Annotated in this window: 16 protein-coding genes; 7 read left to right on the forward strand and 9 right to left on the reverse strand. The window is 39.2% G+C overall.

The genetic code is table 11. The annotated features are described in order from the left end of the window. Positions 1-28 precede the first annotated feature (28 nt). On the reverse strand, positions 29-943 hold the full coding sequence (locus ACNI3T_RS09510) for a NifU family protein (protein ID WP_418227586.1): 915 nt from the start codon (positions 941-943) through the stop codon (positions 29-31). 10 nt (positions 944-953) lie between these two features. Here ACNI3T_RS09510 and ACNI3T_RS09515 point away from each other — a divergent pair, with 10 nt between their 5' ends. Continuing rightward, complete coding sequence (locus tag ACNI3T_RS09515) at positions 954-2,051, forward strand: PorP/SprF family type IX secretion system membrane protein (RefSeq protein WP_418227587.1); 1,098 nt, start codon at positions 954-956, stop codon at positions 2,049-2,051. Here the strand turns inward: ACNI3T_RS09515 and murI are convergent. The 8 genes from murI to ACNI3T_RS09555 all read right to left on the reverse strand — a co-directional run bounded on the left by murI (position 2,048) and on the right by ACNI3T_RS09555 (position 10,008). Further along, a complete protein-coding gene (gene murI, locus ACNI3T_RS09520) occupies positions 2,048-2,839 on the reverse strand; it encodes a glutamate racemase (RefSeq protein ID WP_418227588.1) in 792 nt (263 codons plus the stop codon). The genes ACNI3T_RS09515 and murI overlap by 4 nt on opposite strands. Before the next feature lie 70 nt (positions 2,840-2,909). After that, positions 2,910-3,419, reverse strand: coding sequence for an OmpH/Skp family outer membrane protein (locus ACNI3T_RS09525; protein WP_322301095.1), 510 nt, complete (start codon positions 3,417-3,419; stop codon positions 2,910-2,912). 30 nt (positions 3,420-3,449) lie between these two features. Next, a complete protein-coding gene (locus ACNI3T_RS09530; RefSeq protein WP_418227589.1) occupies positions 3,450-4,259 on the reverse strand; it encodes an OmpH/Skp family outer membrane protein in 810 nt (269 codons plus the stop codon). A 31-nt stretch (positions 4,260-4,290) separates the two neighbouring features. Then, positions 4,291-6,915 (reverse strand): BamA/OMP85 family outer membrane protein, encoded by a 2,625-nt coding sequence (locus tag ACNI3T_RS09535; protein ID WP_418227590.1) that lies wholly within the window; start codon positions 6,913-6,915, stop codon positions 4,291-4,293. Between the two features lie 7 nt (positions 6,916-6,922). Next, positions 6,923-7,663, reverse strand: coding sequence for an isoprenyl transferase (locus ACNI3T_RS09540; protein WP_322301092.1), 741 nt, complete (start codon positions 7,661-7,663; stop codon positions 6,923-6,925). Continuing rightward, positions 7,664-8,362 (reverse strand): type IX secretion system protein PorG, encoded by a 699-nt coding sequence (gene porG / locus ACNI3T_RS09545; RefSeq protein WP_298246168.1) that lies wholly within the window; start codon positions 8,360-8,362, stop codon positions 7,664-7,666. It abuts the gene before it with no gap. Positions 8,363-8,462: 100 nt separating this feature from the next. Next, complete coding sequence (locus tag ACNI3T_RS09550; RefSeq protein WP_418227591.1) at positions 8,463-9,347, reverse strand: NAD kinase; 885 nt, start codon at positions 9,345-9,347, stop codon at positions 8,463-8,465. A gap of 4 nt (positions 9,348-9,351) precedes the next feature. Further along, positions 9,352-10,008 carry a CBS domain-containing protein gene (locus tag ACNI3T_RS09555; protein ID WP_418227592.1) on the reverse strand — a complete coding sequence of 219 codons (657 nt, stop codon included), beginning with the start codon at positions 10,006-10,008 and terminating at the stop codon, positions 9,352-9,354. 89 nt (positions 10,009-10,097) lie between these two features. Here ACNI3T_RS09555 and ACNI3T_RS09560 point away from each other — a divergent pair, with 89 nt between their 5' ends. From ACNI3T_RS09560 to ACNI3T_RS09585, 6 genes are all read left to right on the forward strand, one after another. Next, complete coding sequence (locus ACNI3T_RS09560; RefSeq protein ID WP_418227593.1) at positions 10,098-10,811, forward strand: pyridoxine 5'-phosphate synthase; 714 nt, start codon at positions 10,098-10,100, stop codon at positions 10,809-10,811. Position 10,812: 1 nt separating this feature from the next. Next, complete coding sequence (locus ACNI3T_RS09565) at positions 10,813-11,574, forward strand: alpha/beta fold hydrolase (RefSeq protein ID WP_418227594.1); 762 nt, start codon at positions 10,813-10,815, stop codon at positions 11,572-11,574. Positions 11,575-11,694: 120 nt separating this feature from the next. Continuing rightward, positions 11,695-12,945 carry an OmpP1/FadL family transporter gene (locus tag ACNI3T_RS09570; protein WP_418227595.1) on the forward strand — a complete coding sequence of 417 codons (1,251 nt, stop codon included), beginning with the start codon at positions 11,695-11,697 and terminating at the stop codon, positions 12,943-12,945. Positions 12,946-12,953: 8 nt separating this feature from the next. Beyond that, the gene (locus ACNI3T_RS09575) at positions 12,954-14,513 is read left to right on the forward strand and encodes a G-D-S-L family lipolytic protein (RefSeq protein WP_418227596.1); all 1,560 of its coding nucleotides are present in this window, start codon (positions 12,954-12,956) and stop codon (positions 14,511-14,513) included. Positions 14,514-14,599: 86 nt separating this feature from the next. Beyond that, a complete protein-coding gene (locus ACNI3T_RS09580) occupies positions 14,600-14,941 on the forward strand; it encodes a phage holin family protein (RefSeq protein WP_322301085.1) in 342 nt (113 codons plus the stop codon). 85 nt (positions 14,942-15,026) lie between these two features. Further along, the coding region (locus ACNI3T_RS09585; RefSeq protein WP_418227597.1) for a trigger factor at positions 15,027-15,345 on the forward strand (319 nt) is incomplete at its 3' end.

Consider the following 15,345-nt stretch of genomic DNA (forward strand, 5'->3'; position numbering starts at 1 on the left):
TATTTATTACAATACACTATCAAAGTGATTAGCCATTGATAGCCTCTACATATTGTACTTTATCGCGAAGCATATCTCTAAGCATCGTTTCGATTCCGCTTTTTAAAGTCATCGTTGAAGAAGGACATCCACTACACGCACCCTGTAAGATTACTTTTACGGTTTTGGTTTCTTCATTGTAACTGTCAAAAAGGATATTCCCACCATCACTGGCCACTGCAGGTTTAATATACTCATCCAGGATCGCAATAATCTGCTGGCTCGTGTCGTCAAGTTCCTTATAGGCTGCATCATCATTTTCCTCCTGAACCTTTTCAGTTTCCTGAGTTTGAATAGTCTCGGCGGTGAGCACTTCATTTCCTTCCTCGATATAATTTCTAATGAATTCACGAAGTTCCATGGTGATCTCTTCCCATCCAGCAACCTCATATTTTTGAACCGAAACATAATTCTCATCAATGAAGACCTCTTTGACAAAAGGGAAATGGAACAATTTCTGAACCAATGGTGCACTCTTCGCATCATCGATGTTCTTAAATTCAATCGATTTCAAAACGAGTTTTTTGTTCGCTACAAATTTCATTACCGCCGGGTTTGGAGTGCTTTCAGCATAGACTGTCACTGGCACTTTACCGGTGGTGGTCTTTTCTTCCTTGATCACTTCGCCACCTTTGTTAAGATATTCTTCGATTTGATCTGCTACTTCCTGTTGTACGTCGCTCCATTCCACAATATCATATTTCTCGATAGCGATAAAATTTTGTGCGATATATACCGTTTTAACAAAAGGCAGATAGAATAATTGCTGGGCCAGCGGTGAACGCTTGGCTTCGTCTATATTCTTAAATTCGAAATTTTCATGACGTGTCAGAAACCTGTCAGCTTCAAATTTTATAATTGAAGCCGTAGTTGTAGGGACTATGTTGATATTAAAATCTTTCATCTCAAAATTTTTGGCAAAAATACTAAAGAAAAACTACGTTATACATATATTTACAGCCTTTATGGTGAATTGGGGATATCTTAAAAGAAGCCTTTCACGGCTCTCTTATCAATTGATTTTATGCACTTTTGCTTCGTTTACGCTGTGGGATTCTCCAGCATTGAACGCGCAGGAAGTGATCCCTACCTATTCAGATTATCTTACCGATAATCTTTATCTTATCCATCCCAGTATGGCTGGTGCTTCTAATTACGATCAACTTCGTGTAACCGGTAGAACGCAATGGTTCGACGTGCAGGATGCTCCTAACTTACAGACCGCAGCTCTAAATATTCGAGCTACAGACAAAATAGGACTTGGAGGTATCATGTTCAGAGATGAAAACGGGAATTATTCAAAACTGGGTGCCTACGCTACTTTTGCTTATCATCTTATGTTTTCCCGAAGTACGGTCGATCTTAACCAGTTATCATTCGGTATTAGCGCTGGATTAATTCAGCATAGACTTGATACAAGCGGTTTCACAAGGTTTGATCCTTTGGTGGGAAATAATCAATCAGATATTTTTGGCAATATAGATATTGGAGCCTCTTATTATGTGAATGATCTGTACTTTCATCTTGCAGCAAAGAACGTATTATCAGTAAAAAGAGATCTGTTCTATTCAGATGCTGTGCCAAGTAATATGAGAAAGTATCTTTTCTCTGCAGGTTATGTTTTTAGCTTTGACCGTAATAGCGACTGGAGTTACGAGCCCTCCATATTATTCCAGGCCAGAGAAGCTACCGAAGAAATGGCGATAGATGCCAATGTTAAGGCTTATTATCAACTGGATAATAGCAGGTTATGGGGCGGAGTTTCTTATCGAAATAGTTTCGAAAGTGTTGAGGTTACCGGGGATGGTGAAGCGATCGCAAATCAGCAATTGCGCTACATTACTCCGTTTGTTGGAATAGATTACAATAAGTTCATTTTTGGCTACACCTTCAGTTACCAGCTAAATTCGCTTGTATTGAGTAATACAGGATTCCATCAGATCACATTGGGCTATAACTTCGGAAAAAGCCGCCAGCGTTATGATTGCAAATGTCCCGCGATCAACAATTAAAAATCTAAAGTTTCAACCTTGAAGTTCTGCTCTTCCGAAGAAATAATAGAGGAGAGGACATAAGGATTAGCATTTGAAAAAAATAAGTTACTGCTGTCTTCAGGATTATCATTTAGCAAATCTCTTTCGGCAAGAATGATCTTCGTTTGTTTTGCCACTGCTTCCCCAGAATCAATGATCTTTACCGTATCTGGCAATATCTCTTGAAGAACAGGAATTAGATATGGGTAATGACTGCAGCCAAGCACCAGGTAATCTATTCTGGCATCGAGCATTGGTTTCAGTAAATGTTGCAGTAAACCAATCATCTCGGGAGTATTCGTTTTTCCCGCTTCGATGAGTTCCACGAGTCCGTTGCCTTCCACTTCTACCACCTGTATATCCTTAGTGTATAATTCGCTGGTTTGGGCAAATAGTTCACTTGATAAGGTTCCCCGAGTAGCCAGAATGCCTATAGCCTTATTGGTGCTTTTTAAAGCAGCTGGTTTTATAGCGGGTTCAATACCTATAAAAGGAACTCTGTAGGAACTTCTAAGTACTTTAATAGCATTTGTAGTAGCAGTATTGCAGGCGATGACGATTAGCTTGCAATTGAGCTCCAGAAGCTTTTCCGTGTTTTTGATAGAAAGTGCTATGATTTCCTTCTGAGTTTTCAAGCCATAAGGTGCATTCTTACTATCAGATAAATAGATGGTATGCTCGTTGGGAAGAAGTTCATGTATTTCTTTCCATATAGAGGTTCCTCCTACGCCGGAATCAAAAATGCCAATTGGCTGAGACTTGTTCATAAGGTCTTAAAAATAAAAAACTGCGCACTAAGTGTACGCAGTTTAAACATTTTATTGAAATGTAATTGGATTACAGTCCTAAATCTTTTTTCACATCTGGAGTTAGATCATAACCATCAGCTAAAAGAACCCCTGTTCCGGTAGTAGAGTCTAAAACGTAATCATATCCTTTTGCTCTGGCTACTTTTTGAATGCTCGTACGAACTTTCTCAAGAACTGGTCTTAGAAGATCAGTTTCTTTTTTCTGAAGATCCTGTCTCGCTTTTGCGCTGTGTTCCTGGATTCTTCTTTGAGCAGCCTGAATTTCAGCTCCTCTTTTCTGATTTTCTTCATCAGATTTTGTGTTAGCTTCAGCTTCGTAACGTTGCATTGTGCTTTGAGCTTCAGATAACATATCCTTGATCTCAGCATCGTAAGTTTTCTCAAGTTTCTGAAGTTGATCCATTGCACTCTTGTATTCCGGAAGTGACTGTACCAACTCCTGAGTAGCGATATGAGCAACTTTAGACTGTGCGTTTGTAAAAGCAGTAGCGCCAATCGTTAAAGCTAAAGCTATAAAAAGTGTTCTGAATTGTTTCATTGTAATCGTCGTTAAAATTAAAGTTTAAATTTAGTTTATAGTATCATTCTTAGTTTCGCGTGCTTTTAACAAAGAGTCCCTTTTACGTTCTCTCTCAGCTAAGATCCTTGCACGTCTTTCTTCAAATTCTTGTTGTCTCGCAGCCTTTAAGGAATCGCGTTCCTTTTTTCTGGCTTCAATCAATGCTTCACGTTCAGTTTGCCGTTCTTTGACCAGTTCTTCCCGTTCGGTAACTTCAGCATCCTGTTCTACTGTTCTGTTTTCTTCACGTTCAAATTCTTCTACTTCATCACGGCTCTCTAATTGCTCACGATTTGCGGTACGTTTAATTGTCCTTAATACCGTTTCGCTTACATCATACTGCTTGTCTGCATAGATCATTCCAACATCTGAAGTACGGTCGAAAATAAAATCAAAATTTCTGTTCTCAGCAATTTGCTGAACTGCGGTGAAAACCTGATCCTGAATTGGTCTTACCAATTGTTTCTTCTGAATCATGTAATCACCATTGGGACCGAAACGCTTTTGCTGATATTCCAGAACCTGTTGTTCCATATAGGAAATTTCAGATTCACGCTCTTCGATAAGTTCTCTTGTTAAAAGAGCTTTTTCATTATCCAGTTTAGATCGCATGGCTTCAACAGCGCGCATTTTAGTTTCAGCTTCCGCTTTCCATTCCTGAACACGGCTTTCCAGCTGCTTTGAAGCTTCCTGGTATTCCGGAACATTTTCAAGAATATATTCCATATCAATGTACCCTAATCTAATCGTCTTTTGAGCCGTCGCTGTATTAAGACCGATCACTAGAAATACTAATATGAATTTTATTCTTTTTTTCATTCAGATCGAATATAGAAAATATCGTGCCAATTTAAAATTGTTGTCCTATGATAAAGTGTGTTTCCCATCCATTAGGTCCTGGCTGACCACCTACGATCTCATCGAAACCATATCCAAAGTCAATTCCAAGTAATCCAAATGTTGGCATAAATACTCTTAGTCCAACACCAGCAGATCTGTTCAACTGGAATGGGTTGTAATCTCTAAAGTTGTCGTAAGTAGCACCTGCTTCAAGGAACGATAATGCGTAGATAGAAGCAGCTGGTTTTAATGTGATAGGGAATCTAAGTTCAAGTGAAAATTTGTTGTAGATCACTGCACCGTCATCACGATCATTGATACCTCTGTCAATAGGAACTACAGATTGGTTTGGATAACCTCTTAACTGTATGGTTTCCCTACCATCAAGGCTGAATGCTCCAAGACCATCACCACCTAAATAGTAGCGCTCAAAAGGAGGAATACCCCTCTCGCTATTGTAAGCTCCAAGGAATCCAAATTCAGCATGTGTACGTAGAACTAGATCACTACTTGGTCCAAAGTTGGCTAAAGTTTCATACCAGCTTCCTGCCAGTTTAATTTTGTAAAATTCCAGCCAGTTATATTTTTTCTGATCAACTTTCTCCTGGTCTGCAACAGAATTTTCTGAAGTTACTCTGTTGCCGTTGTTATCGATCAGGTTACCATTATCATCTCTTAACTGGTATTCCGGATCATTCTCCAGATTTCCGTAGTCTACACCATTCCATAGAGAGTATGGAGGAGTGAACTTCGCGCTGAAATCAAATTTAGAACCCTGCGTTGGGAAAATCGGGTTGAAAGCGGTGTTGTCTCTTACAATTCCTAATTGGTAATAAAGGTTATTCGAATGTCCATCACCAAAAGTAAAAAGTCCTGTATTATAGTTATTAAGATCATATCTCTGGAAACCAACCACGTTTGAGATCGTAGCGTACTGGTCTGGTTCTCTAAGTCTTTTTCCAAGACCTATGCTCACTCCAAGAATATCAAAACTTCTTGTTTTATCTGCTTCTCTTTCCACATAATCGAACAGAAACTGTCTGGTATAGCTAAAAGATGTAGATAAACTAACCGGTTCTTCACCGCCTAACCACGGCTCTCTGAAGGATAAGCTGTAGGTCTGGTAGAAAGTACTGGCCTGTGCTCTAAGAGACAAGGTTTGACCATCTCCCATTGGAATTGGATCATAAGCATCCTTGTCAAATAAGCCTTGTATACTAAAGTTATTGAAGGAAAGTCCCAGGGTTCCAATAAATCCACCACCACCGTAACCACCTTGTAGTTCGATCTGGCTGGCTCCTGACTCCACCACCTGGTATTCCAGGCTCAAAGTTCCTTCCCGCGGATCTGGATCCACAAATTCAGGATTTAATTGTTCTGCATCAAAGAATCCAAGTGCACCTAATTCACGAATGGTGGAGACCACGGCCTGCTGACTATATTTCTGTCCCGGCTTGGTTCTCATCTCACGATAGATCACGTGATCCTTGGTCTTGTTATTTCCAGTTACTCTAATCTCATCGAAAAATGCCTCTTTTCCTTCAAGGATTCTTACTTCAAAATCGATCGTATCATTGTAAACATTTGTTTCGACAAGATCAATATTAGAAAAAAGATAACCGTTGTTTTGATAAATATTGGCAATCGAAGTTTTATTAGGTTCTCTACTCTGGATTCTTTCGTCGATGAGTACACCATTGTATACATCTCCTTTTTCAACTCCGAGTGCCTTCCCTAATTGCTCATCTGTATAAGCTGCATTTCCAAGAAAATCAATATTTCCTACGAAATAACGATTACCTTCTTCAATATCCAGTTTCAAGCTGATGGTTTCCTTATCGTTTTTGATAAGTGTATCTGAAACTATACGAGCGTCGCGAAAACCTTCTTCCTTGTATTTGTTTATGAGTGCAGTTTTGTCTTCCTGGTAATCTGCACGAACAAACTTAGATCGCTTCCAGAACCTGATGATGTTCTTTTGCTTGGTATTCTTCATGTTCCTTTTCAACTTCGCGTCTGACAGCTGTTCGTTGCCATTAAAGTCTATACTTTTGATCTTAACGCGATCTCCTTTGTTCACGTTTACCAGCATATTCACCTTGTTCGCTCCGGTAGTATCATCAACAGGCTTGGTCTGTATGTAAACATCTGTATTGAAGTAGCCTTCCTTCTTGTATTTATTCTGAATATAATTTCTGGTCGTGGTGATTAGGTTTTCAGTAACCTTGGTCCCGGGCTTAAGACTATTCTCATCTATAAGTTCATCTCGGTCACTCTTTTTCTTTAAACCAGTAAATGTAGTTTGATTTAAAACAGGCACCTCCTTGATTTCCAATTCAAGATCTGCTACGTTTCCATCAACATTGGTGATATAGAAATTAATATCACTAAATAAATCTAAAGACCACAGTTTATTGATGACATTTCTAAGCTTCTCACCTGGAATATAAATTTCCTGTCCGGATTTAAGACCAGTGTAGGTAAGGACTGTTTTTTCGTTGTAGGTGGTGGTTCCGGTAACTTTTATTTCTCCAATGGTGTATTTTTTAGAATCTCCCAGTGGAAGGTCCTGTGCTTTGGCAGCTATACTGAAAATGAAAAAAAATGCGAAAAGTGTAAAAATCTTCTTTGTCATGGATGCACTAACTGAGTTGCTCACTTGTTTTTCCAAATCGTCGTTCTCTGTTTTGATAGTTGTATATGGCTTCAAAAAGGTCTTCCCTTCTGTAATCTGGCCATAAGATTTTCGTAAAATACAATTCAGCATAAGCAATCTGCCATAAAAGGAAATTACTAATGCGTTGCTCGCCGCTGGTTCTGATCAATAGGTCAACGTCTGGCAAATTTTGGGTGTAAAGATGCTCATTTATAACTGATTCATCAATAGCATCAATAGATAATTCCCGGTTACTTATCTTCTCTGCAATTTGTTTGAAACAGCTGGTAATTTCTTCCCTGCTCCCGTAGCTTAACGCCAAAGTAAGGGTCATTCTTGTGTTAGATGAAGTTTTTTCTATAACATCCAGTAATTCTTTCTTCGCTTTCTTCGGAAGATTGGAAATATTTCCAATACAATGAAGACGAATATTGTTGTCCTGAAGTGTTTTGATCTCTTTCTTAAGCGATGAAACCAGGAGTTTCATAAGAGTATCGACCTCTAGTTTAGGCCTGTTCCAGTTTTCCGTAGAAAATGCGTAGAGCGTAAGGTTTTTCACGCCAATTTCGGCGCAGCCTTCTACCGTATCTCTAACAGCTTTCGTGCCTTCTTTGTGACCTGAAGCTCTAAGAAAACCCTTTTGTTTCGCCCAACGTCCATTACCATCCATAATAATGGCAACGTGCGCAGGTAATTTTTCAAGGTTTAAATTGTCTTTATAGTTCATCTAAAAGCAGTAACATGGCTTACGCCCAAATGTAAATGTGAATGACAATCCGGTAAAAACATACCAGTCGTTCGTATTTCTATTCCCGAATTCCAGTTGTGGCTCTCTTCGGTCTAAATATTCTTCAGGCCAGCTTCCGTCCAGGTTATCTGTCAAAGTATAGCGGGCTCCAATTTCTAGCGCACCAATAATGTGCTCGGTGATAGCCTCTTTATAGCCAAAAACCATTGGAATGGCGAATTCCCAGTTTGTGCCTTCATTGGATAGATTTCCGGCTCTGCCATCTTTCAAATAGACATGATCTGCCTTGAAATAGGTAATTCCTGTATATATATAAGGTGTTTTTTGTGGCAACGGCTCAGACAGGTCAAAATCCCAGAAATTGAATTCCAGTCCCAGGGATGCTTCAGCAATGGTATTATCAAAAGAATAACCACGCTGCTGTCTCCTGGTGTCATTGGACTCAGTATCATCTGCGGAAATCTTCGCGTATAACAAAGATAATCTCCAGGCATGTCGCGGGCTACCATTCCATTTAGCCATAAACCCTCCAACAGGTGTGTTGGGAAGGATAAAGGTCGTTTTTCCAACGTCTCCTATAAAATTGGCACCACCTGCAAAAACCCCAACTTCATATTTTTGAGAGTAGGAATTTCCGGTAAAAAAAGCCATTATGATAAATGCGATCAGGTACCTCATAGGTTTTCAAAAGTTTGCAAATATAACAATTCTACTTGCCCTGCAATAATTTGAGCAGATTTGTACATACGTATAAACAACAAATGATTTTTTTTATTGCTTAATTCCGTTTGTCTTCACCCCATAATAACTTTTTTCGAAGGGTATTAAGGAAACTGTCTTCAGTTAATTCCACGAAATTGATGCAGTAGGGTGCTTTTGAAATAATAATTTCGGTATCATTTTCCAGTGTGGCAATACGGGAATCCATGGATACAAGATGTGTTTTTTCCCGGCCAGATACCTTTAATTTGATCTTGGTTCCATCTCTAATTACCAGTGGTCTGGCATTTAAATTATGCGGTGCGATTGGTGTGATCACAAGCGAGTCTGCGTCTGGAGTGATTACAGGGCCACCACAGCTCAAAGAATATCCGGTGGAGCCAGTAGGTGTGGCGATTATAAGACCATCAGCCCAGTAGGAAGTAAGAAACTGGTCATTTAACCAGGTGTCCACTGTGATCATGGAAGTGGTGTTTCTTCTGCTTACTGCGATTTCGTTTAAAGCGATCTGTGAGAAAACCGGATCCTGATCTTTAGTATTGGTTTCTATCGTAAGCACTGATCGTGGAGAAAGCGTAAATTTCTTTTCCAAGATTTCATTTAACGTACTTTCAATTTGTTCTTTCTGAATGGTAGCCAGAAATCCAAGTCTTCCCGTGTTAATTCCCACAATGGGAATATTCAGGTTTCTTATGTAGTTGATTGATTTTAAAATGGTTCCATCACCACCTATGGAGAAGAACAGGTCAAAGGAATTATCCAGTTCTTCAAATGCGCTAAATTGACGGTATTCCTTCTGAATGGAATTGTGATCATGGATCATTTGAAGGAAATCTTCTTCGATCAAAACTTCCACATTCTTCTCGTCAAGTAGATTCAGTAATTGTGCAATATAATGACCCGCATTTTCATGGTAGAACTGGCCGTAAATACCTATTTTCATAAACTTATATATTCAGGTATTTATCAAGATATTTTGATCTATCCTTTAAATTTTTGTTGAAAGTGTCTTCCTGATGTTCAGAAATAATAATGTACCCATATCTTCTGAACGATTGAATTATCTCGGTCATTCCCGATGGCGATATTTTCAGGGTTATCTGGGCCATGTCATTCTCTATCTTCGAAACAAAAGTGCCCAGTAAATGCGCATTATTAGATTCTACAATCTGGCTAACCTCTCCAAGCGTGTAATCTTTAAAAGCTTTTTCCACCACAAGGATATTTCCCGGCTCATGTAAAAAAGGTGTTTCCTTAAATAAGGAGATCATTTCGTTCAATTCCACATATCCTATATAGAGATTCTCGTCATTAAGAACAGGTAATATGTTGGAATTATTCTGGGCAAAGGCTTCCAGGCTGTCCAGCCAGTAGTTGCTTTCCCGGGCAAAAAATCCTTCGAGCGCATAACGATAATCGCCAAGGGTCTTGTCGTTATCAAAACAACGGACATCATTTTCTGAAATGCAACCAATATAAATTCCATTCTCCGCAACCGGAAGATGGGTGTAAGTAAGTTGATTAAATAATCTGTGTACTTCTCCAATCTTTTCTGAAAGGCTCAAGATCTCCACATCATTTAGAATGTATTCCTGCAAACTCATATACTCAATTCCTTTTCTGCAAATTAATCAAAATAATATTCAATGAAGCAGGCTGCACTTTGTATTTTTGTTAATAAAACCTAAGGAAAATGACGAAATTAAGTGTAAATATCAACAAGATCGCTACCTTAAGAAATGCACGTGGTGGAGATGTTCCTAATGTGCTGGAGGCAGCGAAAAATATTGAAAAGTTCGGTGCAGAAGGGATCACGGTTCATCCAAGGCCAGATGAGCGACACATTCGTTATGCAGATGCAAGGGAATTGAAACCGGTGCTTACTACCGAATTTAATATTGAAGGGAAGCCTATTCAGCAATTCGTAGATCTTGTACTGGAGGTGAAACCCGCTCAGGTTACTCTGGTGCCAGATGCTGAAGATGCGATAACTTCCAATGCAGGCTGGGATACTATTAAGCATCGCGATTATTTACGTGAAGTAATTTCAGAATTTAAAAGTCATGGGATGCGTACCTCGATCTTTGTGGATCCAAATCTAAAGATCATTGAAGGTGCTGCTGAAACCGGTACTGATCGTATCGAACTATATACGGAGCAGTTTGCGGTAGATTATTCTAAAGGAGTGGAGAATGCTGCAAAGTCCTACGCTGCCTGTTCAAAGCTGGCTCATGAGCTGAAACTGGGGGTGAATGCCGGGCATGATCTTTCTCTCGATAATATTGAATACTTCAGTAATAACGTACCGCATCTTGATGAGGTATCTATTGGTCATGCATTGATTTCCGAAGCTTTATATATGGGACTTGAGAAAACTATTCAGCAATATTTGAAATTATTGAAATAATATGGAGTTACATTCGATCATACTAGGTAAGGGAAAGCCATTACTTATATTACATGGTTTCTTGGGAATGTCTGATAACTGGAAAACCCTGGGTAAGAAATTTGCCGAAGATGGTTTTCAAGTTCATTTAATCGACCAGAGAAATCATGGAAAGTCTCCGCATAGCGATGAGTTTTCGTACAGTTCTATGGCGCAGGATATTGTGGAATACTGTAAACAGCATGATCTTAAAGATATATTTCTAATGGGTCATTCTATGGGTGGCAAGACGGCAATGCTTACGGCATGTGAAAATGAGCAACTCGTAAAGAAATTAATCATTGTAGATATTGCGCCTAAATATTATGCTCCACATCATCAACAAATTCTTAAAGGCTTAACGGCTCTGGATAATGCGCAGCTAAGCTCTCGTGGTGATGCTGAAGAATTTCTGGGAGATTATATTAAAGAGCCTGGTGTCAAATTATTTCTTCTGAAGAATCTTTACTGGAAAACTAAAGAGAAGCTTTCATTACGAATGAATCTTGATGTTTTAAAAGAGAAAATTAATAACCTGGGAGAAGCTTTGTATTCCGGGGCTACTTACAATGGACCAGCTTTATTTATTGATGGAGAGAAGTCTGATTATATTACGGAAGCAGATCATAAGCTCATTAAAGAGCATTTTCCAGAGGCTGAAGTTGCTACAATATCAAAAGCAGGTCATTGGGTACATGCTGAGAATATGAAGGATTTTTATATGAGAGTGTCAGAATTTCTTTAATTCTACGGGATTTTATTATGTATGCATAATAAATTTAAATGTATTGTTGCATAATATCTAATTTATGCTATTTTTGGCAATAGCATTTTAAGATATATTAAATATAATCCTACTTAAATTATGAAAAGACTATTTTTACTTAGCCTGTTTATGTTGGCGGCGGCTACAACCTATGCCGGAGGTTACAGGGTAAGTCTACAGGGTCAGCGTGGTCTCGCGATGGGACACACCGGAGTTGCAGTTGTTAATAATGCAGAACTTGCGTTCTTCAACCCGGCCGGACTGGTATTTCTGGAAAACAAGATCAATGCATCTGTTGGTGTAAGTGCCGTATTCTCTGATGTAGTATGGCAAAATGATGAATTTGGGCAGATGGCCAGAACAGATAGCCCTGTGGGAACTCCATTCTACGCTTACTTCTCTTATAAACTGAATGAGAAATTAAGTCTTGGACTTGCAGCGTATACTCCTTATGGTAGTACTGTAGAGTGGGAAAAAGACTGGCCGGGATCTCACCTGGTAAATGATATCGAACTGGCTGCTATTTATGTGCAGGCGTTAGCTTCATATAAGATCACCGATAACCTTGCAGTTGGTGGTGGTCCAATCTATGTTAGTGGTTCGGTTAATTTTAATAGAAACCTTAATAGAACACTTAGTGACCTGGAAGGAAATCGTTCCAATGTTACTATAGATGCTTCTAATGTTAGTGCCTTTGGATGGTCTGCGGGTGTAATGTGGAGTCCGGTAGATAGTCTAAGAGTTGGTGTGAATTATCGTTCAGAAATTCTTGTAGAAGCTGAAGATGGTGATGCAGATTTCGAGAATGTTCCTAATTCTCCTCTTGCACCATTCAGTGATACTCAATTTGATGCAACATTGCCACTTCCGGCAGAATTAAGCGTTGGAGTTTCTTACCAGTTGAACGAACAGTGGTTATTCGCATTTGATTACAACCGTACTTTCTGGGGAGTTTACGAATCTCTGGATCTTGATTTTGCAAATCCAAATATTCCAGATTCTGTAAATCCAAGAGAGTATGAAGATTCTTCTAATTACAGATTTGGTTTACAGTACACTGCGAACGAAACATTTACTTTGAGAGCTGGTTACTATTTCGATGGTTCCCCGGTTCAGGAAGGATTCTTTGCACCTGAAACTCCAAGAAACGATTCAAACAACTTCACCGGAGGATTGTCTGTGAACATTACAGATAATGTGGCAATTGATGCTGCGTTCCTTTACAGTAGATTTAAAGAGATCGACGCTTCTTATGATTCATATACTGAAAATGGACAAAATGTTCCTTTCGAAGGAACTTATAAGTCAAGTGCATTTGTACCAGGTCTTGGTGTAACTATTAAAATTTAATTAGAAAGATGAAGAACTATTTTAAATATATGGCAATTCTGGCACTGGGAATCGTTTCCTGTGAACCAGAACTAGAAAATTCTATTGAAGACGGAGATTTTTATACGAGCGGTGAGGCAGATTTCTCAAACTATGTGGCTCTGGGAAATTCGTTAACTGCAGGTTATGCTGATGGTGCGCTTTATCTAAGCGGTCAGCAAAATTCTTTTCCAAGTATTCTTGCTGAAAAGTTTAGTGCTGTACAGGAGACTGGAGAATTTATTCAGCCGCTTGTAAACGATAATGCTGGTGGATTGCTCTTAGGAGGAAACCAAATCACGCCAAATAGATTTGTACTTGCAGTAGGAGCCAATGGCCCATCACCTGCAAGATATACCGGAGCTCAGCCTACTACCGAGGTTAGTAATAAATTTGCTGGACCTGTCAATAATATGGGAGTTCCCGGAGCTAAATCCTATCACCTTGGTGCTCCAAACTACGGTAGCGTAGCCGGAGTTGCTGCAGGTACTGCAAATCCATACTTCGCAAGATTTTCAAGTTCTGAAAGTGCTACGGTTCTTCAGGATGCCTTAGCTCAGGATCCTACATTTTTCACGCTATGGATTGGAAACAACGATGTCCTAGGATATGCAACATCAGGTGGTGTTGGAGAATACCAGGAAACTGAAACCAATCCTGCACTATATGGTGAAGGTGATATCACGAATCCTGTGATCTTTAATGCAGTATATGGTCAATTAGCGAGCTCTTTAGCTGAAACGGCTGATGGAGTATTAATCAACATCCCAGATGTAACTTCAATTCCATATTTTACAACAGTGCCTAACAATGCGCTGGCATTAGATGCTGCCACAGCAACACAATTGACTCAATATTTCCAGGCAGTATCCGGAGTTTTGACTCAGGTGCTGATTGGTCAGGGTGTTCCTGCTGCTCAGGCTCAGGCTTTGGCAGGTCAATACGCGATCACTTTTAACGAAGGTCCTAATAGATTTTTGATCGATACTCCGGTAACCCAAACGAATCCTCTGGGATTCCGTCAAATGACTGAAGAAGAATTATTGGTCTTAACGATCGATCAGGGTGCTTTGGCAAGTGGTTATGGATCTGTACAGTTTACTCAGTCAGTAGGTGAAGTAATCGCTATTCTTCAAGCTGGTGGTATGCCAACTGAAACTCAGGTGAACACCTTATTCGGTGCTGTAAGCGGTATAGATGATAAAGATGTATTGGATAGTGATGAGCTTGCAAACATTAAAGATGCAACTACAAAATTCAACAATTCAATTCAAACGTATGCAGATCAATTTGGTCTTGGATATGTGGATGCAAACGCTTTACTAACTCAATTGGATAATGGTGGAATTACCTTCGATGGTGGAAGTGTTAATTCTGATTTTGTAACAGGCGGAGCTTTTTCACTGGATGGAGTACATCTGACTCCAAGAGGCTATGCGATCGTTGCGAACGCGGTTATCGATGAGATCAATGCTACCTATGGTTCTAATGTACCTAAGGCAAATGTTGGTGCTTATGACACGGTATCCCTAAGTCAGGACGTTCAGTAATACTAAAATTGACATAAATATTGAAGAGACCGGGTTTTGCCCGGTCTTTTTTTTGCAATTTTACCAGCAAATCAATCAATAATAACATGAAATTATTACTAAGACTTTTACTTACAGCTGTGGCTGTGGTCATATTAGCCAAAATCTTACCAGGTGTTTCTGTAGATAGTTACTGGACAGCCATCATCGTTGCAGTAGTCCTTTCACTACTTAACTTTATTGTAAAACCCATACTGGTACTTTTAACTTTGCCTGTTACCATATTAACCCTCGGGTTATTTCTCCTTATCATCAATGCCATCATCATATTTATGGCAGATGGTTTTATTGATGGATTTGATGTAAACGGATGGTTTATGGCTATAATTTTCAGTTTATTGCTTTCCCTGTTTCAGTCAGTACTCTTTTCTATTCTGAAATCAGATTAGATTTAACTGAATTTCAACAAATTGAAAGTTTGCAGACTTTAAGAAAAAGCGTAATTTTGCACTCCAATTTTTATATAAGATCAAAATGAATATTACCAGAGAGAATATTGATGAATTAAACGCGGTAGTAAAAGTTGATATCGCTAAAGAAGATTACGCCGGTAAAGTAGATAAGATTTTAAAAGATTACCGAAAGAATGCCAATATTCCCGGTTTTAGAAAAGGTCATGTACCAATGGGAATGGTCAAAAAACAATATGGACAGGCTGTATTGGTTGATGAAGTGAACAAGCTTCTTCAGGATAGCCTTAATAAATACCTAACGGAAGAGAAATTGGATGTCCTTGGAAATCCACTCCCGAAGGAACAGGAAAATTTTGACTGGGATCGTGAGAACTATTCTT

The organism is Christiangramia qingdaonensis, from assembly GCF_048381525.1.
GTDB lineage: Bacteria > Bacteroidota > Bacteroidia > Flavobacteriales > Flavobacteriaceae > Christiangramia.